Origin of the sequence: Psychrobacter sp. PL19 (assembly GCF_017875835.1) — a bacterium.
Classification (GTDB): domain Bacteria; phylum Pseudomonadota; class Gammaproteobacteria; order Pseudomonadales; family Moraxellaceae; genus Psychrobacter.
Window position 1 is genome coordinate 2,568,354 of the sequence record NZ_JAGING010000001.1, and the last position, 26,011, is coordinate 2,594,364.

Consider the following 26,011-nt stretch of genomic DNA (forward strand, 5'->3'; position numbering starts at 1 on the left):
TTGCCTTGTCTTATAGGTTTTATTCTGTGACGTCATCATCATTGAGTAAAGTGGCATCGGCTTGGTCTTCAGCACGGCCTTCATTACTAATTTCGTCATCGTCTTCACTGACAAACTCAGGGACAGGATTCGGATTCACATTACCAGGTGCTGGTGCATCTGGAGAATGGTCATAATAAGGCTGCTGCTGCCATGCAGGTGGTAGATCGACATCAATACCCAAGCTTGAAATAGCATCTTTTACCAAGCGCATTTCTACTTCGCCTTCGTCAGCTAAGCGTTTAAGCGTGGCAACAACAATATGCGCAGCATCAACGTTGAAGAAACTGCGTAATTGCTCACGGCTATCAGAGCGACCATAACCATCCGTACCCAAGGTGGTATAAGGACGATTATCAGGTAACCAGGCTCGGATTTGCTCTGAGTAGTTGCGCATATAATCCGTTGCTGCCACTACGATACCTTCGTGCGGCGCAAGCTGTTCTGTAACCCATGGCACGCGCTCTTCATCCATTGGATGTAGACGGTTATAATCATCACAGACCATACCATCGCGAGTCAGCTCATTAAAGCTGGTCACGCTCCAAACGTTAGCAGTAATATTAAACTCGTCTTGTAGTATTTTCGCCGCTTTTTGTACTTCGCGTAGGATAACACCAGAACCCAGTAGCTGTACTTGGGTTGAACCATTGTCTTCTAACAGATACATGCCGCGTTTGATGCCTTCTTCAGCACCCTCTGGCATTGCAGGTTGCTCATAGTTTTCATTCATCAAGGTCAAGTAATAATAGACCCGCTCGCCTTCACCATACATACGGCGCAGGCCATCATGCATCACCACTGCTAGCTCATAGCCAAAGCAAGGATCATAAGACACACAGTTAGGTACGACGTTGAATAAGATTTGTGAATGGCCATCTTGATGCTGCAAGCCTTCACCGTTTAGAGTGGTACGACCAGCCGTTGCGCCTAGTAAGAAGCCTTGCGCTTGACAGTCACCTGCGGCCCATGCCAAATCACCAATACGCTGGAAACCAAACATAGAGTAGTAAATGTACATCGGAATCATCGGTAACGCATTGACAGAATAGCTGGTTGCTAGTGCAATCCAAGTACTCATGGCGCCTGCTTCGTTAATACCTTCTTCTAGCATGTGACCGTCGAGGGCTTCTTTGTAGCCCATTAACGCTTCGCTGTCTTCTGGAGTATATTTCTGGCCAACAGCAGAATAGATACCCAATTGACGGAACATACCTTCTAGACCAAAGGTACGTGCTTCATCAGGAACGATTGGCACGACACGATCTTGAATGTCTTTATTTTTCAGCATCGCTGATAGTAGACGCACAAATACCATCGTGGTCGATTGCTCTTTTCCTTTACTACCCTGAAGCACACGATCAAAAATAGACAGCTCAGGAATATCTAAAGGAATATGACCACTACGGCGATTGGGTAAATGACCCCCTAACGCTTCACGGCGACCTTTAAGATATTTCATCTCCGCTGAGCCCTCTTCAGGACGATAAAACGGTAGGGTCTCTAACTGCTCGTCAGTAAAAGGTAAATCAAAGCGATCACGGAAATACATCAAGGCTTCTTGATCCAACTTTTTGATTTGATGCGATTTGTTGACCGCTTGAGTTTGGGTCGATAAACCGTAGCCTTTAACTGTTTTTGCCAGAATAACCGTTGGCTGACCTTTGGTTTTCATCGCTTCGCTAAAGGCGGCGTAGACTTTCATTGGATCATGACCGCCACGGTTTAGGCTTGAAATATCCTCATTAGATAACTCATTAGCCATTTCCTCAAGTTCTGGATATTTACCAAAGAACTCTTTGCGTACAAAATCAGGGTCACGCGCTTCGTATAATTGATACTCACCGTCAACCGATTCTTCCATGCGATGTTTGAGGACACCGGTAGAATCATTGGCCAATAGACTATCCCATTTACCGCCCCAAACGACTTTTATTACTCGCCAGCCTGCGCCGCGGAATACGGATTCTAGTTCTTGAATGATCTTACCATTACCGCGTACTGGGCCATCAAGACGTTGTAAGTTACAGTTGACCACCCAAATCAGGTTGTCCAGCTTTTCACGGCCAGCAAGAGAAATTGCGCCTAAGCTTTCTGGCTCATCGGTCTCACCATCACCCAAGAATGTCCAAATCTTACGGCCTTCTTTTTCAAGCAAGCCACGGTTTTCCATATAGCGATGCACGTGGGCATGATAGATCGACATAATGGGACCAATACCCATTGAGACAGTCGGGAACTGCCAGTAGTCTGGCATCAAGTACGGATGCGGGTAACTTGATAAACCTTTACCGCCCACTTCACGACGGAAGTTATCGAGCTGCTCTTCAGTCAAGCGGCCTTCTAAATAAGAGCGCGCGTAGATACCTGGTGCTGAGTGACCTTGATAATAAATCATGTCACCGCCGAAATGATCGCTCGCGGCACGGAAAAAATGGTTAAAACCGGTTTCATAAAGAGTAGCACTAGACGCAAACGTCGCTAAGTGACCCCCTAGATCATCATCATTTTTATTCGCGCGCATGACCATCGCTAAAGCGTTATAACGAATTAAAGCGCGAATTTTGCGTTCGATAGCCAAATCACCGGGATACATGGGCTCGTCTTCAACCGCGATAGTATTGATGTAAGCGGTATCAAGACGATTAAACGGCAGTCCTTCTTGCACCGCCATATTGTATAACGCTTTTAGCAAAAACTGGGCACGATCTTTATCAGCATGTTTGATAACGGACTCAAAAGCTTCCAACCATTCCTGCGTTTCGGTGCTGTCAGCATCCTTATAATAATTCATCTTTGTTAATCCTTTTATATCAGTCATACCTACCTAATGGCAGGGTCTTATTAAATAGTGTGTAATGAGATACCGGATTACTTACGACTTCCTTGCTACGCTCAAGCATTCCATTGTCTTATGCGGTCTATATATAGCTAGGTCATACAAAATAGTGGCAGTGTGCATTAGCATACGCGTTAAATGAGCATAATGATAAAATAGACCGTACAGTTAATGCCGTATATTCGGTCGTTAAATAATTATCAGGGTCTATTATAGGCGTTTATGGCTCAATTGTTTATAGCTGTAGAGAAATGAAGATATAACAAGTATTTTTGAAATAAATAGTGATTAGTGTTTTTAGAAATGTTTATGGGAAATACGATATCTTTTTACCGCTTTATAATCATTACTATAGAAAAAATGCTACTCATCTTACTATTTGACCTTCCATCTTATTTGTTAATTGGTCGCTTGTAATTTTTTTACATTTAGATAAATTAGCTTGCCGTTCTTTACTTTTTTTGTACGGTATTTATGTGTTTAAAGTAAATTTGGCTTTGAGGTGACTAGATGCAAGAAAGTAAACATGCGAGCTTTGGAAAATATACAAACATTCGACTGATATTTATTTTCATTATATCTGCGCTGCTATTCATTGGGCTAAGTATGAACAATGCTCATGCTAACTTTGAATCGACTGACAGCTCTAGCAATGGTATGTGTCCAGCTGATCATAAAATGTATTATATTGGTGCCAATGCTCCTACTTCTACTACAACATTTCCTGTAACAGCCATACCTCTAAGCTGGATTGCTGGAAGTTCTACTGGTAACTTTACCTTTAATGAGACCTCAGGTAAAAAAACTTTCAATATTAATTTTTCTTCTATTTTAGACAAAAATAGTTCTGAGGGAATACTCCCATTCTTTGGTTCCATCCCTGGTGCTACTACGTCTGCTATAAACTTATCTCATGAATCCACAACTGCCAAGACCAACCATGTTATGGACGTTAGTATCAATCGTTCAGTCAGTAAAACCGGCTATAAAATACAAGATTTAGATTCAGTTACTGTTACTCGTTTTATTTTCGGTTTTTTTCCTGTGCAAAGAACACCCTATATTGAACAGGCAGATGTCTCTGCCAACAACGGTAGATTATCGTTTGATAGTGCCTTTCACACTGCTAATAATCCTGCTCCTAATACCAGTATAGTAACTGCTATCGAAGGCCGAAACTGCGCGACCGGAGAATGTACTATCGATGCCGCTTGGAATTATAAACCTGCTAATAGTCCTCTGAGCCTTAAACATAACAATACTTTTAGTGAAACTAATAGTGACCATACTGTTGGATATTCTGATTTCTATTTTTGTCTTGCTCCACCTAAAGTAATTATTAAAAAGCAGCTAGAAGGTGCGCGTGTCAACCCTAACGATCAGTTTGAGATAATTACTACACAAGGTACGACAACGCCGAATCGCTTCACGACGACCGGATCTGGTACAACTGTTACCAACGACAGTAGCCCTGTAATAACTTTAAAAGAAAGCACCAGCTATACGGTTACTGAAAGAGTGATCAATGGAACGACACTTGGCGATATAGCGAATTACAATGCTACCTATACCTGTAACAACGCCACAACGGGTAGCACGACTGTCATGCCTACTGCAACGATGGCCTACAACTCGACTACTAAAACTCGCGCGTTTACGCTTGCTGATACCACCTATGGCGATGAGATTACCTGTACTATTACGAATGCAAATGCACCAAAACCTTATACGTTTTCTGGAACAGTATTTAATGACAATGCTGGCCTGAGTCTTACAACTGACGAGATCAACAACGTTGACAGCAAATACTTCAATGGCATCTTAAATAAAGGTGAATTGGGAATATATAACAGTAAGCTAAAAGTCAGTCTAACGGACTGTGATAGCAATACTCTTATAATTACCAGCTTGCCCAATCCGCAGACAGTATCCAGTACAGGCCAATACAGCTTTAATGTACCTCAAAGCTCTCTAGCTGTAGGACAGATGGTGTGTTTAACTGAAAACGAGCCGGACTCATGGGACTACAGTATTGATACCACATCTAATAAAAGAGAAGTTAAGATCATCAATGGTAATTATATTTATGACAATCTTGACTTTGGTGAGGTCAAAGCTAATAACACTGCGTTGGTACTTAAGAAGACACAGTATGTCCATACTTGCAATGTCAATCTGAATTACCTTGACGCTACTATCAATCAAAGTACGAGTGACCCGACTATTGGCTTTAGTGATCAACCAGTGAGCGACATTACTCCAGACCAATGTATCGCCTACCGCGTAGTTGCTTATAATCGTGGCCATGTAGAATTAAAGGAAGTGGAAATTACCGACCCACTTCAGTCAATTAAGTCGAGCTTTTCAATGCCAGTACCAAAAGGTGATCCTGCAACTATATACACTAGTAATGCCCTACCAACAACTAATAAAATCATCTCTAATAAGTTTAGTTTGAGAAGAGCATCAGATAGTGCTACTAAGGCAACTCTATACTTTAATTCAAAATATAGTACAACTGCTTCGAAATAGCATCAATTGCTGTTTGTAACTTCGACTCTTTCTAGCTACATCACCTACCTCAATATAGTTCAACTAAAGCCCTGTCTACTTGCATAGGGCTTTTACCGTCTGACTACCTCAAAATTCCGTCCATCGTTTTTATAATGATTCTTTATATTTATTTTGTGACAATGCCATCGAGATATAATTCTATTTTTTGTCAGAGCCATCCATAAATAATAAATTGCAGATCGTGATACTGCGTAGCAAAAAGTTAAGGTCGCACTGATAGTAATGGTTTAAGCAAGGAATACGATATGAAAGGTTTTAATGCTTTACACAGTGTTTTATTGGTCACCGTAACGTCTGTGTTTTTATTGAGTGCTGCTCATGCTGATGACGCTCTGAAAATGGAGCTGACAGCTAACAAGGTTATTAAAAATACCGAGGGTAAAGTTAGCTACTTACCAGTCCGTACTGCTCCAACGGGTACCATCATTCAGTACAAAGCAACTTATACCAATGCGATCAATAAAAATATCAATGACTTAGCCGTGACTCTGCCTATTCCCGCTAATATGACTTTTACTGGTGACGTATATCCTAGTAGCGCCCAAGCAAGTATCGATGGCAAGAACTACGCCGATATGCCGTTGATGCGCAAAGTCGATGGCAAGCTGGTCAAGATCCCCTTATCCGAATACCGTACCTTACGTTGGGATATCAAGCTATTACCAGCGAATAAATCGGCAGCTGTGGCGCTTAATACCATCGTTGATTAATACGATCATTGATTAAAGCAGCCCAGTTACCCCCCTAGAATCCCAATTTCTAAATGTTTTTTAATTTCGGAGTTATACATGCGTTCAAACATTTTTAATTACAGCTTATTAGCTGTTGGAATCGCTGCAGTGCTAGGCATTAGTTCTACTGCTAACGCAGCACCAGCAGACACTGGCTCAACAACAACAGAAGTAAATATCACCAACCAAGCGAGCGCCAGCTATAACGTTAGCGGTCAGAATCAGCCTGAAGTTAAATCTAATATAGTAAGAGTTATTGTATCAGAACAGGTATCATTCTCATTGAGTGCTGATAATGATGATAGTGCAGCAGGCAGTGAGCAAGGTGATAACGCAAACATTCAAGAAGAAGTGGCTCCTAATGGGTTCGCCATCTTTAAGCATACTTTGATTAACACCGGTAACCGCACCGACACCTATACTATAACCCTGACCGAACCTGATGCAAAGTATGATACGGCTAAATCTACTGTCTCATACAAGATATATGACGCAGATGGAACCGAAGATACAGGTCGTACTGTAGCAAACGCACCCTATAGTGTAGCTAATGGCAAGTCATTTCCTCTAGAAGAGGGGCATTATATTGAGTTTTCTATTAATGCCAAAACTACTGGTAACAAAGGCGGAGATAGTCAACAACTACAAATATCTGCCAAGAGTGCAGTCTTGGCTGCTAACCCTAATGCTCCAACGAGCACACTTACTAACACTGATAGCTCATTCACAAGGCTCCCTACCTTTGGTATTGTTAAGACCATTACTAATGGTTTAGACCTCAATGATAAAACGGATACCGCCACTTATCAGATCGTTGTGAACAACGACGGCAACACTGACTTTAGTACTGATGCCACTGTTGTTACTATCACAGACACTTTACCAGCCGGTCTAGTCATGGCAGAAGCACTAACAGCCACTAACATAATAGTCACTGGTCAAGCTACCAAAGGCACTATAGGCGCTGGTAATGCGGGTGATGGCGGCTTCAACATTACTGATATCAATATCCCAGTAGGTCAAAAGCTAACCATCACTTTTAAAGTAAAACAAGCTGGCAACGGTACGCTTGTTCCTGCAACCGCCATCAACCATGTGAAAGTCACTGATGACTTGGACAATAATACTGCAACTGATAATGAGCTTATCGATAGTACAGACAGTACTGTTGAAAACGTTGCTACATTTTACCCTACTAACGATGTTGATAACGTCAATGGTCAGACTCCAGCTTCTGCAGGTGACGACTCAACGGTGCCATTACTGACCATCAAACGTGCTCTAACCCTAACCGGTGTTACTACCAGAGAAATTGCACCGACCTCAGGTACTGCCGGTCAAGTTACTCATCAAACGGTCATTACCAACACGGGTAAAGACCGCGAGGGGAGTAAAGCTGGTGAGTTAACGTTCACTATCACTGATAATGATGGCAACACGCAGGATGCGGTTAACATAGAACCTAATACCGTCACTGTCACTTATTATCCAGATGGTAATGACACTACAACACCAACAGTGGAAGGACAGAAGATTACGGCTGTTAACGGTGCCTACGATATTAACAGTGTTTTAAGTGGTGGCATAGCACCTAGTGGAACCGTCACTATTAATTATAAAGTGTCGTCAGTTAAGGCACCACTGTTCACACCATTAGGTTCCAATGACCCTACGTTTGAGAAGACTATTGTTACCTTGATTCCGAAGCTAGAAGGCGCACCTACAGTGCCTCCGATAGAAGATACTACAACTGTTCGCGGCTTAGTGCTAGTTAAAAAACAGGCGATAAATAAAAATTGTGACGGTACTACTATTACTGCAGACGGATTCCTTATCAAAGATCTTACTGGTGCCTTACCTGGTGAGTGTATTATTTACCAAGTCCAAGCCCAAAACACCTCTACTGCGACAGAAGGTTTTAACATTACTGATGTAGTCATCACAGACGAATTGGCTAAATTCTCAGCCAACGCTGATTATGTAGAAGGTACTGCAACGACTACTGCCAGTGCTGGTGGCACCTATACAGCGACTAACAATGGAACTGCGATTACTACTAATATTGCTACATTAGCGCCTCAAGGAGCAGCAACCCTGCAGTTTAAGGTCAAAATAAAAACCGCTCGTACATTATAGCTTTGTTTTGATATTGCTATTGCTATTATAAATGTCATTTTAACGTCTAACTTTGCCATCTAATTTAAATGTCTATAAGTATCTATCGGTACTTATAGACTTCCTACAGTCTGAATTTATTTAGGCTAGAGGAATCTAGACCGCCCATTTTGTTTTATTGCATAAGCGACATATGACCAAATCTATAATGATACTGTCTAATCGTACTGCCCTATGTACAGCGAGGATCTCCGCGTTGTCGTTGGCGATGTTGCTTATGCAATCGAATACTGCCCTAGCGGCCACTAATTCAGCTTTACAGCTTATCGACAACATTGCTAACGCTAGCTACATTGTTCATGGTCAAACAAGTGTGCTGCTAAGCAGTAGCTCTAACCAAGTGCGCGTCCAATCGTCTGCTTTTCCTAAGTATGGTATCACCTTAGAATCGCCACTAAGAAAGACGGTAGAGCCAGGTAAGACAGTTAGTTGGAAAAACGTTCTTACAAACACCAGCTACAGCGATCAGACTATCGATTTGTCGCTTATCATAGCTAATAGCTTGTCGAACATAAAAGTCTATCAAGACTTGAATGATAACGGCATTTTCGATGGTGCAGATAAAGAAATTAAGTTAGATAAGAATCTAACCACTCAGATTACTTTGGGTCAAAGTGAAAGCATCGACCTCATCGTTGAAGCGCTATCTGACCCTAGTGCCGTAGAAGGTAGTACTGCCGATATCGAAATCGATGCCATTGTTGTAGAAGACCCTTCAGTAAAAGCCGCCACTGCAACAGATAGTTTAATTATCGTTGAGCCTAGCATTAACTTTATGAGCAGTGACTGGGCGATCAATAGCAAAGGCACTTCTCAGATAGGCGAAAATATTTATCTACAAGCCAGCTATGCGCAGTGTAACGCTGACCCTGATGAGCAAGATCAAGTCTGGGTCGCTATTACGTCTCCTGCAACAGGTGATATCTATTCGTTAAAAGCTTTAGAAATCCCAGATGATGTTACGGGAAAATACAATACTGGTAAATTTCGCCTAAACGCGCGAACTGAAAATAACGCTAACGCTATTGATGACAAGATTGTCCAGACACTACAAGGTGATACTTTAGGAGCAGAATTGGTCGCCTGTATTGATCCTGAGCTTCCTCTAAACCAAAAGCCCAACCAATCTGACTTTACAACTTTTATCAGCGGCTATACCAGTAAGATCGATATCGTTGACGAAAACCCTAGCTTACAAGTCGAAAAAGAAGGCGATGTTAAAACCGCATCTTTAGGTGACTATGTTAACTACAGTATAACTGTTAAAAACGATGGAAAAGCGACTGCTTATGATGTTGAACTAAAAGACGCATTGCCACGCGGCTTTGATTATGTCGAAGGCACAGTTCGTTATACTGAAAATAGTTTGAAAATTGATAAAGCTCAGACTAATGATTTTAAGACTGAAGGTAAATACCAAGTCCTAAGTTTGGGTGATATGGATGTAGGCACAAGTAAAAAAATAACCTATCGTGTGCTTATCGGATCATCAGCACTCGGCGGTGACGGTGTCAACCGCGCTACTGCTCATGGTCGTGATAAAAAAGATGATGCTGGCAAGGTGCTTACTTCAAGAGAAGCACAGTGGCCGATCGAAGTGAGCCGCGGCATGATGAACACTGACGGTATCATCGTTGGTAAAGTCTATCACGACATCAATCGCGACGGCATTCAGCAAAAAGAAGATGGCGAGCTTGGCGTTGCTGGCGTGCGTATCTATATGGAAAACGGTAATTTTATCGTTACTGACCCTGAAGGCAAGTATAACTTTTATGGGATTAGTGCTAAGACTCACGTCTTAAAGGTGGACCGCACTACCTTACCTAGAGAAACTGAGCTGATTATCCAAAGCAACCGTAATGCGGGTGATGCCGGTAGCCGCTTTGTCGATCTCAAATACGGCGAGCTACATCGTGCTGATTTCGCTATTGTCAGCGGTATGGCAGACAGTACTGAGCGCTTAAACCAAGATCTGGTTGCCCGTAGCAAGAGCATTAGTGCTAAAAATGATAGCTTAGAGCAAGCGGTTAAAAGCGAGCTGACCCTAGATCCTGATTATAATCGCGATTATAAAGATAACGTTGATGCCACTGGCTGTAAGTCTAACGATATATTAGATCAAGGCATTCAATGTGACTCAGCGATAGTAGCTGACATGGTCAATCCTAGCGCTGCACGTGTCGATATGAGCATTACGACTGTTGCTCCCCCAGTAGAGAAAGAGCTCGAAGAATATTTAAAAGAAGTGGCTAACAACGACGTTGCCTTTATTAATTTATCAGCAGATCAACAGCTTAATACCTACAAGCAGATGGTACAAGTACAAGCACCACTGGGATCGAACTTCACCCTTTATGCCAATGACAAAGCAGTGTCTGAGGAACAAATCGGTAAAACTGCCAAGCAGCAAAAACAAAACGTTACCGCCTTTGATTATTATGCAGTAGATCTAAAACGTGGACGCAATACCCTACGCGGCGTCGCAACTGATATAAATGGCAAGATTATCTCTGAGAAGACCATTGAGGTCTTAACGCCAGATAGTTTGCAAGCCATCGACTATCGTACCCAAGAGCAGTTAGTACAAGCGGATGGCGTAAGCGAATATCAGATGGTTATTAGTTTAAAAGACCGTGACAACCGTCCGTATATCGCTTCAACGCCTATTACTATCGATACCAATATTGGCCGTATTAATCTACCAGATAGCAGTAAAGACCAAGCGGGCACGCAAGTTACTGTAAATGGCGGCGAGCTGTTAGTTTCCGTAATTGCGCCTAGTGTACCGGGTAAAGGCGAATTGGTAGTTGATACTGGCAGCAGTAAGCAAGTGATTCCGCTACAGTTCACTGCCAAATTGCGCCCTCTTATCGCCGTTGGTATCGTTGAAGGGGCGATATCGCTCAAGGACTTCGACGGTGGTAATATTACCGATGCTCAAGGCGCGTTCGAACAAGAGCTGAAGGAGTTTGCCGGTAATGACGACTATTCCGCGACTGGCCGCGCCGCGATGTTTCTTAAAGGTAAAGTACGTGGCGACTATCTGCTCACTTTGTCTTATGACAGCGACAAAAAAGGCGAGCGCTTGTTTCGTGATATCGAGCCGGGCGAGTATTATCCTGTGTATGGCGACTCATCAGCCAAAGGCTTTGATGCGCAATCTACTGGCAAGCTTTATGTGCGCTTAGATAAGGGTCGCTCATTCGCGATGTATGGCGACCTAAAAACCCAAATTGATAACGATGATGGCATTAAGCTGGGTCAATACAATCGTACTTTGACAGGGGTTAAAGCCCAATACGAAGATGCCAATACCCGCATTACCACGTTTATCGCCGAGACCAGCTCTTCACAGCGGGTTAATGAGACTCGTGGCCTAGGCATCTCAGGCCCTTACCCACTGGCCGAAAACTTCGATGCGGTATTAGAGAACTCTGAGACCATAGAAATTATCACCCGTGATGCTAATAATTCGGGACTTATCATTCGCCGCGAGACCCTTACCCGCTTCGCTGATTATGAAATCGATCCGATCAGCCGTAGCTTATATCTGAAAGCGCCGATTGCTAGCCAAGACATTGACGGTAACCCTATCTATCTGCGCGTGACTGTGGAAGTGGACGAAGGTGGCGAAAAATATTGGGTCGGTGGTATAGCAGGCAAACAGCAACTGACTGAGAAAGTAGCTATTGGCGGCAGCTATATCAATAGTGATGACCCACTGAATAAAGAACAGCTTGCCAGCATTAATAGTGTGGTTAAAATTAACAATACCTTAAAACTGGTGGCGGAATATGCGAAAAGTAAAGCTGAGGATCCCAATTATCAAGCAAGTAATCAGGTTAATGCAGCAGAATTAGCAGGCAATGATGCTGAGGGTGACGCCTTTCGTATTGAGCTAGATTACGATAATAAAAAAAATACCCGTGCTAAAGCTTACTATAACGACGCCGATATAGGCTTCGTTACTGGTGCCTCACCCTTAACCGCTGGCCGTACCGAATCCGGGGTGGAAGTCACTCATGCATTAGCCAATAAAAAAACCGCGCTAAAAATCGAAGGCGTACGCACCACAGACCATACTACTGAAGCCAGCCGCGAAGGCGTACAAGCCAGCATTGAGCAAAGATTGAGCAAAAATATCGTTGGTGAAGTGGGTGTACGTTACTATAAGCAACAAGCCACCGCCGCCTCGCGTAATATCCAAGCAGCAACCGACGTAGTAGATGTCACTGATGATACTGTTTTTAACGACGACATCAATCAGTCGGCGCTTAATGGCGTTAGTAGTGCAGAGAAAGATATCGAAGGTACCACTGCCCGCGCCCGTGTTACTGCCCGTTTGCCCAAGCTAAATAAAGCGTTGGTATTTGCCGAATACGAGCAAGATATCAACCATAGCTCGCGTAATGCGACTTCTATCGGTGGTGAAACCCCACTAGGTAACCTTGGTCGCCTTTATGCACGCCATGATTTAATCAATAGCTTATCAGGCAGTTACGGTCTGGATGATACCGATGAACGTCAACGCACGGTGGTTGGTTTTGACGCCACTTATATGAAAGATGGCAAAGTTTATAGCGAATACCGCATGCGTGATGCTATTGATGCTCGCGAAGCCGAAGCCGCTATCGGCCTCAAGAACAAATGGTATGTCCAAAAAGGCTTAACGGTAAACACACTATTCGAGCGGGTTGAGTCGCTCGAAGGTGAAGAAGACAGTACCTCAACCGCCGCCGGTTTTGGGGTTGAGTACCTGGCGAAAGAAAACTACAAAGCGTCAGGTCGTTTTGAGAAACGCTGGGGCGATACCAGTGATACCTTGCTTGGTAGCGCAGGTATTGCTTATCGCTATACTGACGACATTACTCTACTGGCTAAAGATATCTATTCGCGGGTTGATTATGACGATGGTAACCGTACCATTAACCGCTTTCAGCTTGGTGCAGCTTATCGCGACTATGATAGCAATCAGCTCGATATGCTGGCAAAACTTGAATATCGCCTAGATGATAATCAAACAGGTACTGATCCATACCAAAAAGACGCCATTGTTTGGTCATGGAGTGGTAATTATCATCCGACTCGCCCGTTAACGTTGTCAGGTCATTATGCCGGTAAGTATACAGAGTACAGCGCCGATAATATCACCAGCGATAACACCGCCCATGCCGCTTATGCGCGTGGTCTCTATGACATCAATGAGCGCTGGGATGTTGGCTTGCAAGCGGGTACCTATTGGAATAAGCAAGCGAATGACCTAGCCTATATGCTTGGCGCTGAAATTGGCTACAGCCCTATGACTAACTTATGGCTATCACTGGGCTATAACTTTATGGGCTTTGAAGATGAGGATATTGCTTATGATGACAGCACTCAAGAAGGCGCTTACTTCAGAGTACGCTTTAAGTTTGATGAAGATCTATTTAAAGGTACTGATCCACGCAAAAATTAGCGCTTACACGATAAGTCTACACTAAAGCTAACATAACCTTATAGACGGTTATAATTTGCTCATAATTTATAGCTATTATCATAAAATTACTTTGTAGCTAATGAGCCGTTAACGGCTCATTATAATCCAAGGCTGGCATTATGCTTGACTCTAAGAATTCAGCGATTAACTCAGTAGCTAACAAACTGCCTCGTTTATTACAACTCTCACAAAAGTCCTCGTTATCAGTATTACTGCTACTAGCATTTATGCCATCTGTGCAAGCAGCAAATAATAATAACGCTAGCAATGTCTCCACGGCTGCTGCTGATACCTTGAAAGCTCAGACCACTGCGTGTCATAACAACATAGAAGCACAAACGTCACGTGCAAAGATTCAAAGTTTAAGGTGTCAGAATATAGACTGTATGCTCACACAACTAGGTGATTATCGGCTTGGGCAAGACTCCTATCAAGTTGAACAAGACAATCGACCACCAGATATTCTGTCACCACGTGAGCAATACCTTGCCTATAAAGCTCAAGCTTGGTTGAATTATGCCTCTCATGAAGACAGTATTAGTAGTCGCTCAGCTGCAGGCGTACATGCTCTACAAAGTGGCACCTCTATCCTGACAGCGCTGCAACACAATAACGATCAGAGCCTCCACATAACGACCGACATTCCACCGACCTCTGCTTTGATGCGACCAGATCTTTGGGCGACTTTAACGGCTTTAAAAGACAGTGGCGGTATAACGACTGCACCACGTGAGCTGGCGTTTAGTGAAGTGGCCTTAATATGGGCAGCTACCAATCACTGTAAATATGGTTCGCAGCAGTCAGGTGGTCATTTTCGCATGGCTGATCGCTGGCTAGAACAAGCTCGCGAAGCTTATATTAATACTCATGACTCGCACCTAAATGTAAAACTTGAAAGCTTAATAAACCAGTATTATAAGCAATTTTCACCCTTAGATCCGAGCGACGATATTTGTCGTGGACAGGCATTACCGATGCAGCTACCAACGTTACATACCGAAATTAACCGTACTTTGTCGGTCGCACAAACGGACGCTATTTCCATCTCAACTGCAAACGGTCGCATTGTTTATTAGACTGTGTTTATTAGATCTATTTTATGACACGATATATTTATAACTACTAAAAAACTGATAAAAAAGAACCGGCATCAGGCCGGCTTTTTTATGGGACTATAATTATATTATGTATAGTCAGTTCAAAATAAATGAGAGTCATTCATAGCAATGGGCTACTGGTATAATTTTTTTACTTGCTGTTCGCAAGCGTGACAGAGGCTACAAAACATCTATACCAGCAGCACTGCATCCTTTTTAAATTAGATCGACTATAGCAGCAGTTTGTTGAGACCGATTTAGCGATTTTTACGTGGCAGCTTTTCTGGTAAATAACAACGCAAATAAGCGATAGAGGCGGTATTGGCTTCTTGCAAATAGCTATCAGTGATACTTTCATGATGACGATAAGATAACGTGAATATGCCGTTGACAATGCTATAAGTGACTAACAAAACATCTTCAATATCTTCAAATACCGGCATCTCATAGCGTTCTGACAAACGCTTATAGACCAATTGAACTATTTGATAGTCAATATCTTCACCGAAACTATCACCTTCAAAATCTGGTGTATTGGTTCCATATACCAGCTTAGCTTTAGTCTCGTCATTGCGGAAAATCTGTACGCAACGTTCAATCAAAGCCGTCAAATAAGCTTGCCATCTATCGTAATTCACAGTCTCAACTGTGGTCAGTACTTCTAAGATGTCAATAGCATTTAAAAAGCGTAGCGCTAAGAATATCGCTTCGATGTTTGGGAAGAAATGATAGGCAGAAGCTCTTGGAATACCCGCTTCTTCGCAGACAGCAGCTAGAGTAATGTCATTAATAGATTGAGTTTCACTCAGCTTTTTGGCACCCATCAATAACTTTTGACGGCGTACGCGGCCTTGCTGGCTGGTAAATTTAAATTTATTAGGTACCAGCTTTTTTGCCAGCTCGGAATCTACTAATACATCTTCAATTTTGTCGTCTTTATTTTCGCTCATTATAAACCTCTCGATGTTACGCCTTATTTACAGGGTATATTTTATTAAATAGCACTTGCACTAAATCGGCATGCTGTTGGCAGCTTTTGGTCAATGTAACCACTACCATATTTAATGAATAGTGCATCATAAACACTTGTATATTATCAAGCAAGCGCGTCGATGGGTTACAAACGTAATATATCAGTTAACAATATCAGATGTTTAGTCATGCAGCTTTATTTTAGCTCTTATAATACCATGATCAGTCATTCTATCTGCATAGTCCCATTTCAGATGATCATTAAAGTAATCCACTCGCTCCACTTGCCCAAGTGCAAACTTACTATCAGGTAAAAATTCTTCTGAGACAAACAGCTGATCAATCACCTCTGGTATCCCTTGATAAATATGGGTATAAGCCATATCCTTCATCCAGCCATAACGGGCTTGAACCCGTGCTGCATCGAAGAGAGCAATATCACGCATACTTTTGTCATAATTTACCTCACCAGTCTCAGCCATCAACTGGGTAGTCACGCTGCCAGTGACATCATTCATATCACCGAGCAATATGAGTGGCTCGCGCGTATGCAGTAAACGCTCAATAATAGACATTCGAATTGATGCTGCCTCTGCCGCGCGCATACATAGACTGCGAAGTTTGGCACGAACACGAATATTTGGATCATCCATATCTTCTAACAAATTACCGTCTGCGTCGCGTAGGAAAAAGGCGCGTTTACTTTTGAGATGAGCAGTAATAACGGTTATCGGCTGGCCAAATGCATTCACACGTAATAATAGAGGCGGACGGTTAAAATGACGATAAAGGCCAATATCAGGAATATCGATCACAGCTTTAGGGGCGATATTTTCTAATAGGCTGATCTCTAATTGTTCAAAACGACTGATAATACCAACAGCAGGCGTCTTTTGTGCACCGCGCCCTTGGGTATAGGGGCTAGCACTATCATTGCTTGCCAGCGGAATGACTACGTTTTCTGGTTTAAAACCTAATGCTACGGCGACGGCTTCTAACGCCTCACTATCCCAAACTTCTTGCACCGCAATAATATCAGCGTGGGTTTTGGCTAGTAGTTCTGTAATACCCCGTACTTTTTTATCGTAAGCTTTATGGTCGTAGGCTGGGGCGTTATCGTAATAAATTCGATTGGGATTGGCAAGGTTAAGTAAATTAGCGGTAGCAATATAGAACTGTTTACGATTGTCCGGGCCATCACGGTGCATGATAAGTTACCTGTCAGTTATAGTTATATTTTTTGAGGGTGTTAACTTTTTGTGGTTGTTAATATTACCTATAACCTGACAATTATTATTGGTTGGTACTATTACACATTAGATTTTCTACTCTTTACTTGGTATTAAACCTGTAGGAATAGAAGTTTGTTTGTTTAATTGCTCTAAATTTTAAGTATACTATATATAAGGCCTACTAAATATATAACATTTTATTTTTATCTGCGTATCAACCATTGAATAACAGAAAAGCTTTCAGAGTTTACTCTGAAAGCTTTTCTGTAGCGCTATAAAAATCATTTAGAGCTGCTGCCCAGTAGTTATCTACAATTGTATGGGCCATAATAACAAAATGGCTCATTTATATACTGTTTATTGAGTTTAGACTGAGCCGATGTCCCTAGCTTTTAGTCTATTGATGATAACCTACTAACTATAATACTTTACTAATAACGTTGCAGTTTATGACACACGTCATGACACGCGATTCCAAGCATCACGAGAGGCTATCCGAGCATCTCCCCAAGCCATACGTGAATCACCTTTAACCTCATGCCAAGAGCTTTCTAGATCTGCTTCATGATCTTCAAAACGGGCATCAGCAGGATAACGAGCACGATTAGCATACCCTACTGCATAAGCGGGATGCATGTCACGATCAAAGTCATAGCCTTCTTTCTGATAGTCGAGATTGGCATGTTCTGCGCGCCAATAAGCTTCTTCACGTGTGGGGTCAATTGCTTCTGCTGATGCATGGCCTGCACCGCCACCTGCAATGGCACCGATTGCGCCACCGATTAATGTGCCTAATGGTCCGGCCATAGTACCGATAGCGGCACCTACTGCTGCACCGCCTACACCCCCAACGCCAGTACCTACTGGATGTGAACCCGGCTCGCCCGTAATAATATCGGCATTAAGATCTTTTTTTGACTCTTTTGATAAGTGCTTTACTGCATCGCGATTGATACTATCATGATTGTCTATAATATTATCGTCTTCATGTCTAATTACCGTATTATCAACTGCATGATGATCACTGCCAGTTACTCTACGCTCGTTATCGTCAATGATTCGCTCTCTATCACCTACTTCAAGGTAGTCATCATCAATCACACGATTATTAGGGTCTGTAATACGGCCATCGTTATTCATAGTATTGTCCTTAAATTATTTGTTGTATTTTGCTTTTATTGATTGCTAATCTAGACCAGGTCAGCAGTCTTATTTAACTCATCTAAAGTATAGGAAATTAAACACGAAACCAGATAGACCGAATATGTAAATCTTGTCCAAATCACGATGACCTTAGGTTACAGTTTGTAGCCATATAGTACTTCTGTATGACCGCATAGTATTTTGAGTAACTTTTAAGCTAGCCGTCTATATATCCATCAAGGCTCTCTTAACAGCTTGCTGCCATTTATAGAGATGCTGCTCGCGGCTATCAGCTGACATGCTCGGCTCAAAGACACGATCAACCTGCCAGGATGTTTTCATTGTGGCTTCATCATATAAGCCACTTTTTAGACCAGCCAATAAAGCCGCACCTTTGGCGGTAATTTCGGTATCTTTGGGTCGTAGTACGGGCACACCCAGTAAGTCAGCTTGAAACTGCATTAGTAAATCATTATTAGCCGCGCCGCCATCAACTCTTAGCTCGGTGAGAGGATGAGGACTGTCCTTTTGCATCGCAACTAATACATCATAAGTCTGATAAGCAACCGCTTCTAAGGCCGCTCGCGCAATATGCGCTTTGGTAGTACCGCGGCTCATGCCACTAATACTGGCACTGACATCAGAGCGCCAATAAGGGGCACCAAGTCCTGTAAATGCTGGCAGCACGACTACCGATTCACTACTGTCTACTTGTAATGCTAACGCTTCGACATCACAGCTTTGCTTAATCATACCTAAATTATCGCGTAGCCATTGCATGATCGCCCCAGCCATAAATACGCTCCCTTCTAATGCGTAATTTATTTCTCGGTTCATACCAAAACTGGACGGCTGTAACATGCGTTTTCCGGACTGCATAATCTGTCCTAGTGACCGATTGTCTATACGACTGGGCCCAATTTTTCGTTGCCAAGCGATGGTGGTTAGCAGTTGATGCTCACTAAGCTGGGGGTTTTCACCGATATTCATCAGCATAAAGCAGCCGGTGCCATAAGTATTCTTAGCCATGCCAGCATCTAGGCAACCTTGTCCAAAGAGCGCTGCTTGCTGGTCCCCCAATACGGCATGAATCGGGATTTGCTTAGCGAATAAGCCTTTCTTGGTCTTGCCAAAGTCACCATCAGAGGGCAGTACTTTGGGTAATATGGACGTCGGTATATCAAAGCGTGCGCACAGCTCATCCGACCAGGCCAATTTATGAATATCAAACAACAAAGTACGTGAAGCATTGGTGATATCAATGACATGCTCACCCCCTGTCAATTTATAGATTAGCCAGCTGTCAATAGTACCAACGGCTATCTGTCCACTGCTTGCCCGCGCTTTAATTTTAGAATTATTCTCAAGCAGCCAAGCAATTTTACTGGCACTAAAATAAGGATCTAAACGCAAGCCCGTGATACGTTGAACCTGTTTCGCCATATCCTCATTACTATTATCAGTACTGTTACTGACGCTTTTAGCAGCAAGTGCCTTACAATAATCTGCCGTGCGTCGATCTTGCCAAATGATGGCAGGTGCCAAAGGTTTGCCAGTTTGTTTGTCCCAAATGACAATAGACTCACGTTGATTGGTAATGGCAATACTGCCGACATCAGTGGCCAGTAGCCCAGCTTGGTTAATGACATCATGAGCACAGCTGATTTGAGTCTGCCAAATTTGTTGTGCATCTTGTTCGACATAGCCAGCTTTTGGGGTTTGTAGCGTAGTCGGCTTTTGCACCATTTTAATCGGGCGGGCATGGTCGTCATACAAGATCGCTCGACTCGATGTTGTCCCTTGATCTAAAGCCAAAATATACCCTTCCATCACTAGTCCCTTTTTGTTTCTTAGATTAAAATATATCTTAAAAATTATATTGCCACAGCATAGTTATTAATTTTTAGTGTAGCCGATTCAATATAAAAGAAAGTCACTGCTAGCAAGGTACTACTGGTGTAATTTTTTCTGGCGTACTGCTAGCAGGCCTGTGGGAAGCGGCAAAAAATTCATCCCGATAGCACTGTGCCATTTCTCATTTGGATTGGCTACACGCGTATTTATAACAGGTGAAATATAGCATACACCATCATTATCTGACGATTATTAGCGCTACTGTATAAAACAAAAAAACTTATCAAAACTATAATGATTACTTCTAATAAACCTTTTATAATTTATAAATGAATGGTGCTATGTTTTGTATCAAAAATTCTGTGTCAAAAGTTCTGTATTAAAAAAATCCTGCGCCATGAATAGATCGTTTATTCAATGGCTAATAAAGGAACACTGAGCATTGACCTGTCATCATTGTCGCTCTAAAGTATACGCCTTGTTGTTGGCGATAGTTTTTTGGCGCCTGTAGCTGGTTACTCCTATCAATATTGCCTGTTATGGCCGATCCAGAAAGACTAATAGTGTGACTTGCTTGACAACACCCTACAATCTACCTAATGGCCTATGTAATTTATGAAACTTGTTCTGTCGTCTTTGCCTCCTACTATGGTTGCCATTATATTGACAGGGATATCTGTACCTACCTTGGCGCGCTGATACAGTTAATCCAATTTAAAAACGACACAGTGCTGCTATTATGAATTTTTCGTAGACTCGTTCACGCTCGCGAACAGCAAGCAAGAAAAGTTTATACCAGTAGCAGGCTGACACAAAAGTATCTATTTTATTTTGAACTGGCGATATCGACGTAGCAAGTAATCAACCCCAGAATACAGCAATGCCGATGACGGTCACCCAAATTGTCGATGCTGATATTCAGCTGCCGACATTATACAAAGAATAATGCTTGTAAAAACGATGATATTAATCATATCGAAGACAACTGAATAAAGCGCTCACTACTAAATGGCTATGCTATGAATAAACCTACTCTGAATAACCCTACTCAAGCAGCAAAGTGGCAACACCTTATACTCAAAACATGGCGAAATACTAACAAATCTAATGTTTGGGCACATTGCGCCAGCGTGGGGTTTTTTGGTTTTTTATCTATTTTTCCAATAATGGCCGTATTTGTACTGATTTATGGTTTGGCCTTTTCGCCTGCTGAAATGGCAGCACAAATCTCATTTCTGCGTCCATTCATGCCTCCGACAGTGTATGACGTCCTTGATGCACGCTTGAGTGAACTGGTTGCTAATACCACGTCACGCCTGACTTACAGTCTAATTCTCTCAACATCGTTGGCACTTTATGCAGGCTCCCGCGGTATCAAATACTTGATTATCCTCATAAACCTTGCCTTTGACATCACTCAAGAGCGAAATTTTATACAAGGGCTCATCCGCGCAATTGGTCTGACTTTTGCAGCACTGGTCATATTTATCATAGCACTGGCATCAATTGCTGCCATTCCTTTAATAGCTGCGTATTTTCCTTTTCCGCAGATAACAAAGACGATTGCGCTTTGGAGCAGGTGGCCTATATTAGCGGTCATCATATTCTTTAGTTTTCTAGGCCTTTATCGTTTTGCGCCAAACCGCGAAACAGTACGTTTCAAAAAACTAATACCAGGGGCTGCCTTGGCAACCGTGCTTTGGATTGTATTGTCTATTGTGTTCTCAATCTATGTACAAAACTTTAATAACTATAGCGCTGAATTTGGTGCGCTTTCAGCTGCTGTGGTAATAATGCTGTGGCTTTATTATTCGGCATTTATTGTGGCGCTTGGTGCTGTTTTTAACTCTGAACTCTTAGCAAGTGCTGATGCTGATGCTGATGCTGATGCTATTTGAATATATCCTTGAACAGCTCGTTAAACGATTAAATTAGCCCTTTATTGTCTCCTCTACTGCTTTGGGAAACCTGCTGTTATGTCCGAACCTCACAATGAATCTGATAATGACTCTGATAATGACTCTGATAACACTAAAGAATTAGACCCATCAGATACTCTTGATAACGAGCAAACATCTAATGCAGTTGAAACTGGTAGCGTAGAGCAAATAGCGCCTGATTATAATCGCGTTAAATCAGCAGCCACATCTGCGAAAAAATTGGCCGTAATAAAGAATCTATCCTGACGCTGTTGGTCATTATTGGGCTGTGGTTCCGTCAACGCGAACGCGGTATGCAAATTTTAATTTTTAGCTCGCTACTAATATTCTTCTTAAGTGGTTATCCTTGGCCGGCAGACCAACTGCCCGCAGCATTACAAGTCGTACGCTGGCTAGTACCAACCACTCTCGGTATTAATACTTCTGCACAGCTCAACCAAATATAGTTAAAATACCTTAAAAACGCGACGGTACTAAAAACTTATGCCAGCAGTAGGTTATGTATCGATATTACTTTTCATTGACTATAGCTGTCACCGACAGTATAAATAGGCAAAAAAGAGCGCCTGTATATTATACAGACGCTCTTTTATTACCCTATACTTCCTATTTATGAGCTATCAGAACACGCGGTTTAGGCCATTTAATGCAGCTACCCGATAGGCTTCTGCCATGGTTGGATAATTAAAGGTGGTGTTCACAAAGTACTCAAGGGTAGCATTACACTTCATCACCGCCTGACCAATGTGAATAATTTCTGAAGCGTGATTGCCGTAGCAATGAATGCCTAGAACCTCAAGGGTCTCACGATGGAATAATATTTTTAAGACCCCAGAACGTTCACCAATAATTTGCGCACGTGCTAGGTGTTTAAAGAAAGCTTGACCCACTTCATAAGGAACTTTGGCATCAGTTAGTTCTTGCTCAGTCTTACCAATACATGAGATTTCAGGAATGGTATAAATACCAGTCGGAACACTGGAAACAAATTCAGCATCACTATCGCCGACCATAAATGCTGCAGCACAGCGTCCTTGATCATAGGCGGCAGAAGCCAGTGATGGCCAACCAATAACATCACCAGCCGCATGAATATTCTCAACCTCAGTACGATAGGTGTCGTCTATTTTCAACTGGCCACGACCATTGGCTTTTAGACCAACTGCTTCTAGATTCAAACCTTCCGTGTTACCTGAGCGCCCATTTGACCATAAAATAGCATCTGATTTAATTTTCTTACCACTTTTTAAATGCAAAATAACACAGTCATCATGAGTCTCTAAGTGATCAATCTCTTCATTACTACGAATAACCACCCCAAACTGTCTAAAGTCATGAGCAATAGCGTCACTAATCTCACTGTCGAGATAATTCAATAACTGATCTTGGTTATTAATAAGATCCACTTTATAGCCCAGACCGGTAAAGATAGACGCGTATTCACAACCAATCACACCCGCGCCATAAATAATAATCTTTTTGATGACATAATCCATTTGGAGGATTTTATCAGAGTCAAACACCCGAGGATGATCAAAGTCCAGAATATCAGGACGATAAGGGCGACTACCTACCGTAATAATGGCTTTATTAAAAGTAATGGTTTCAAAGGTATTTTCGCTGATTTCAATCCGTAAGGTATTTTTATCGACGAAATTTGCCCAGCCATGAATAACTTCTATTTGGTTACGCTCGTAAAAGCGTGTGTGAGTACTGACTTGCTGACGTATCACTTGACGTGCTTTAGCAAGTACAATGTTCAATGGTACTTGATGATAGTCCATCGCTTTAGTAAACATCTGATCGCGGCGAAAGTTGATCAAGTTAAATACCGATTGACGCAGCGCTTTACTCGGAATCGTACCAACATGAGTACAGTTACCACCAACTTGCTCGCGCGGATCAACCACCACTACTTTTTTGCCAGACTTAGCCAGCTTCATTGCTGCCGCTTCGCCAGCAGGACCGGCACCTAATACCACGGCATCGTATTCAAACTCATGCTGGTCATCTTTTATACGTTTTGAGTCTTTACTAAAGCCCGACTTGATATCGATACGCGTGTCATCGAGCGGATTGACCAAATCAGGATGATGTATGAAGTCGTCAGTCACTTGCTCATGCGTTTGCTCAATTTGTTCTTTCTTATCTTCATCTTTGGTGCGTTCAGGCGTGGTCACCGGCGCGCTGCCACTGTCTTTGTTAGAAACGTCAGTATGAATATCTTCACCAGTATCGTTAGTGGTGTCGTCTTTACCTTTTTTTCCCATGGTGTTCTCATTACTTATTGGTTTATTGTATAGTTTGGCTATTTATTGATTTATTTATTTATGGTTTGCTAGAGTATTTTTGTGTGCTGCTAACAGGCTATTCAAGCGAGCCCACCATACGTTGTGGTTAGATGTTTTGCAATATTCAGTGCCCCATCAATCTCGTATAACCTTAACCAATACGACGCTTTAACCCAGTCATCTGCAAAATTCGCGTGGCAATCTCTTCAACTGACATCTCAGAGACATCAAGACTTGGAATACCTTGCGAGGTATAGATGCCTTGTATCGCTCGCTGTTCTTGCTGACACTGCTGATAGCTCGAATAGCGACTGCCCGCACGGCGTTCTTGACGAATTTTTACTAAGCGATCAGTGTCGATGATAAGACCGAACAGCTTGTCTTTATGCTCACGTAGCGCCTTAGGCAACTGATTGTCATACAGGTCGTCTTCAGTCAGCGGGTAGTTAGCAGCGCGAATACCAAATTGCAAGGCTAAATATAATGACGTTGGTGTTTTGCCTGAGCGTGAGACCCCAATAAGAATAATGTCTGCCGCACTATAATGACGGGTACGCGCGCCATCATCATTATCTAACGCGAAATGTACCGCATCAATACGTTCTTTATAGGTTTCAGAGTCGACATTATCATGTGCATGACCTGAGTCTCCATCAGGCTCAATACCCGTTTCTTCGGCGATACGCCCGATTAACCCCTCATACATATCCAAATTACAACCATGCGCCGAGTTTACTTTTTCGCGAATATCAGGATTAACAATGGTATCAAATACCAGTGGCAGCAAACCATCACGTTGGTACGCCATATTGATTTGCTCTACCGCATCTTCAGCGCGCTCCAAGCTATCCACATATGGCAATACCCGAGTTTCAAAAGGTACAGAAGCAAACTGACTCAAAATAGAGCGGCCAAGAGTCTCAGCAGTAATAGCAGTGCCATCAGAGATAAAAAACGCGCTTCTTATCGTCTGGGAGTTGTCTAAACTCAAGGCATGGCGATTTTGGATAGTGGATTTGTCTTGTTCAGATGGATTGTTAGCGTACATAGTGTAAAGACCTCGATAGTAGCGCGCTATGATGGGTGTTGATAAGATAGATGATGCTGAAATAGATAAGTAATAATAAGATGAACCATAATGTTATAAACAATGCTGCAAGGCGGTCTTGACTTTTTGTTGCCTCAGTATCTTCGTTGCGTAGTTATTTTGGACGTTACAGTATCATTTAGGCGGGTCATCGTAGACCGCTATATATGAGTGATAGTTGTAGATAATCATCGTTGTGAATAATAATAACAGCAGCTATTGTTTTACTTGTTTTCACTGCTTGTTGTTATGATGTCCATTAGTTCCATAATCAAGATCCTAGCAGGATAAATAATGCCCTATGGAATAATAGTAGCCTTAGTAATCGCTCGTTAAGCGGCGGCATCGTACCTGCATTTGATCGTTATAAGCGTCATTGCGCACTTGATATTTTACCCTACATTATACGCATAATAGACGCCCAATAGGTATCAATGTTAGCATAACTGGCTAGCAACAATACTGGCTTGCAACTCCGGTTTTTTGTGCTATCTTCTATAGCATTAAATATTACATGTGATATCTAGAGCTATCACTTAAAGGAATATCTAAGGCGTTATT

The 26,011-nt window shown here is 42.4% G+C and carries 15 protein-coding genes; 8 read left to right on the top strand and 7 right to left on the bottom strand.

Going from position 1 to position 26,011, the window contains the following annotated elements; genetic code table 11:
• Positions 1–19: 19 nt before the first annotated feature.
• Entirely contained in the window at positions 20–2,833 is a 2,814-nt protein-coding gene (gene aceE, locus H4W00_RS10195) for a pyruvate dehydrogenase (acetyl-transferring), homodimeric type (protein ID WP_209957883.1), read from the bottom strand.
• 555 nt (positions 2,834–3,388) lie between these two features.
• On the opposite strand from aceE, the gene H4W00_RS10200 reads away from it, so the two are divergent.
• From H4W00_RS10200 to H4W00_RS10220, 5 genes are all read left to right on the top strand, one after another.
• A complete protein-coding gene (locus H4W00_RS10200; protein WP_209957885.1) occupies positions 3,389–5,410 on the top strand; it encodes a hypothetical protein in 2,022 nt (673 codons plus the stop codon).
• 287 nt (positions 5,411–5,697) lie between these two features.
• Complete coding sequence (locus H4W00_RS10205) at positions 5,698–6,162, top strand: hypothetical protein (protein WP_209957887.1); 465 nt, start codon at positions 5,698–5,700, stop codon at positions 6,160–6,162.
• Positions 6,163–6,240: 78 nt separating this feature from the next.
• Positions 6,241–8,319, top strand: a complete 2,079-nt coding sequence (locus tag H4W00_RS10210; RefSeq protein ID WP_209957889.1) for a hypothetical protein — start codon at positions 6,241–6,243, stop codon at positions 8,317–8,319.
• 172 nt (positions 8,320–8,491) lie between these two features.
• Positions 8,492–13,813, top strand: a complete 5,322-nt coding sequence (locus H4W00_RS10215; protein WP_209957891.1) for a DUF11 domain-containing protein — start codon at positions 8,492–8,494, stop codon at positions 13,811–13,813.
• A 140-nt stretch (positions 13,814–13,953) separates the two neighbouring features.
• Complete coding sequence (locus H4W00_RS10220; protein WP_209957894.1) at positions 13,954–14,910, top strand: hypothetical protein; 957 nt, start codon at positions 13,954–13,956, stop codon at positions 14,908–14,910.
• Positions 14,911–15,188: 278 nt separating this feature from the next.
• Here the strand turns inward: H4W00_RS10220 and H4W00_RS10225 are convergent, their stop codons facing one another.
• From H4W00_RS10225 to glpK, 4 genes are all read right to left on the bottom strand, one after another.
• Positions 15,189–15,881 carry a TetR/AcrR family transcriptional regulator gene (locus H4W00_RS10225; protein ID WP_209957896.1) on the bottom strand — a complete coding sequence of 231 codons (693 nt, stop codon included), beginning with the start codon at positions 15,879–15,881 and terminating at the stop codon, positions 15,189–15,191.
• A 204-nt stretch (positions 15,882–16,085) separates the two neighbouring features.
• Complete coding sequence (locus tag H4W00_RS10230) at positions 16,086–17,111, bottom strand: endonuclease/exonuclease/phosphatase family protein (protein WP_209957903.1); 1,026 nt, start codon at positions 17,109–17,111, stop codon at positions 16,086–16,088.
• Positions 17,112–17,594: 483 nt separating this feature from the next.
• Positions 17,595–18,107: a hypothetical protein gene (locus H4W00_RS10235; RefSeq protein ID WP_334685008.1), complete on the bottom strand. Its 513-nt coding sequence runs from the start codon at positions 18,105–18,107 to the stop codon at positions 17,595–17,597.
• A 396-nt stretch (positions 18,108–18,503) separates the two neighbouring features.
• The gene (gene glpK, locus H4W00_RS10240) at positions 18,504–20,108 is read right to left on the bottom strand and encodes a glycerol kinase GlpK (protein ID WP_209957908.1); all 1,605 of its coding nucleotides are present in this window, start codon (positions 20,106–20,108) and stop codon (positions 18,504–18,506) included.
• Positions 20,109–21,151: 1,043 nt separating this feature from the next.
• Here glpK and H4W00_RS10245 point away from each other — a divergent pair.
• The 3 genes from H4W00_RS10245 to H4W00_RS12645 all read left to right on the top strand — a co-directional run bounded on the left by H4W00_RS10245 (position 21,152) and on the right by H4W00_RS12645 (position 22,518).
• Positions 21,152–22,030: a YihY/virulence factor BrkB family protein gene (locus H4W00_RS10245; protein WP_209957911.1), complete on the top strand. Its 879-nt coding sequence runs from the start codon at positions 21,152–21,154 to the stop codon at positions 22,028–22,030.
• A gap of 78 nt (positions 22,031–22,108) precedes the next feature.
• On the top strand, positions 22,109–22,318 hold the full coding sequence (locus H4W00_RS10250) for a hypothetical protein (RefSeq protein ID WP_209957913.1): 210 nt from the start codon (positions 22,109–22,111) through the stop codon (positions 22,316–22,318).
• Between the two features lie 5 nt (positions 22,319–22,323).
• Positions 22,324–22,518 carry an ABC transporter permease gene (locus tag H4W00_RS12645; protein WP_442793104.1) on the top strand — a complete coding sequence of 65 codons (195 nt, stop codon included), beginning with the start codon at positions 22,324–22,326 and terminating at the stop codon, positions 22,516–22,518.
• 174 nt (positions 22,519–22,692) lie between these two features.
• Here the strand turns inward: H4W00_RS12645 and sthA are convergent, their stop codons facing one another.
• Positions 22,693–24,342 carry a Si-specific NAD(P)(+) transhydrogenase gene (gene sthA, locus H4W00_RS10260; RefSeq protein WP_327192966.1) on the bottom strand — a complete coding sequence of 550 codons (1,650 nt, stop codon included), beginning with the start codon at positions 24,340–24,342 and terminating at the stop codon, positions 22,693–22,695.
• A gap of 172 nt (positions 24,343–24,514) precedes the next feature.
• Positions 24,515–25,411 (bottom strand): posphoenolpyruvate synthetase regulatory kinase/phosphorylase PpsR, encoded by an 897-nt coding sequence (gene ppsR, locus H4W00_RS10265; RefSeq protein ID WP_334684947.1) that lies wholly within the window; start codon positions 25,409–25,411, stop codon positions 24,515–24,517.
• Between the last annotated feature and the right edge of the window lie 600 nt (positions 25,412–26,011).

Coding starts and splice junctions, on each gene's coding strand:
- aceE (WP_209957883.1), bottom strand. CDS start 2,833: ATGAATTATTATAAGGATGCTGACAGCACCGAAACGCAGGAATGGTTG.
- H4W00_RS10200 (WP_209957885.1), top strand. CDS start 3,389: ATGCAAGAAAGTAAACATGCGAGCTTTGGAAAATATACAAACATTCGA.
- H4W00_RS10205 (WP_209957887.1), top strand. CDS start 5,698: ATGAAAGGTTTTAATGCTTTACACAGTGTTTTATTGGTCACCGTAACG.
- H4W00_RS10210 (WP_209957889.1), top strand. CDS start 6,241: ATGCGTTCAAACATTTTTAATTACAGCTTATTAGCTGTTGGAATCGCT.
- H4W00_RS10215 (WP_209957891.1), top strand. CDS start 8,492: ATGACCAAATCTATAATGATACTGTCTAATCGTACTGCCCTATGTACA.
- H4W00_RS10220 (WP_209957894.1), top strand. CDS start 13,954: ATGCTTGACTCTAAGAATTCAGCGATTAACTCAGTAGCTAACAAACTG.
- H4W00_RS10225 (WP_209957896.1), bottom strand. CDS start 15,881: ATGAGCGAAAATAAAGACGACAAAATTGAAGATGTATTAGTAGATTCC.
- H4W00_RS10230 (WP_209957903.1), bottom strand. CDS start 17,111: ATGCACCGTGATGGCCCGGACAATCGTAAACAGTTCTATATTGCTACC.
- glpK (WP_209957908.1), bottom strand. CDS start 20,108: ATGGAAGGGTATATTTTGGCTTTAGATCAAGGGACAACATCGAGTCGA.
- H4W00_RS10245 (WP_209957911.1), top strand. CDS start 21,152: ATGAATAAACCTACTCTGAATAACCCTACTCAAGCAGCAAAGTGGCAA.
- H4W00_RS10250 (WP_209957913.1), top strand. CDS start 22,109: ATGTCCGAACCTCACAATGAATCTGATAATGACTCTGATAATGACTCT.
- sthA (WP_327192966.1), bottom strand. CDS start 24,342: ATGGGAAAAAAAGGTAAAGACGACACCACTAACGATACTGGTGAAGAT.
- ppsR (WP_334684947.1), bottom strand. CDS start 25,411: ATGTACGCTAACAATCCATCTGAACAAGACAAATCCACTATCCAAAAT.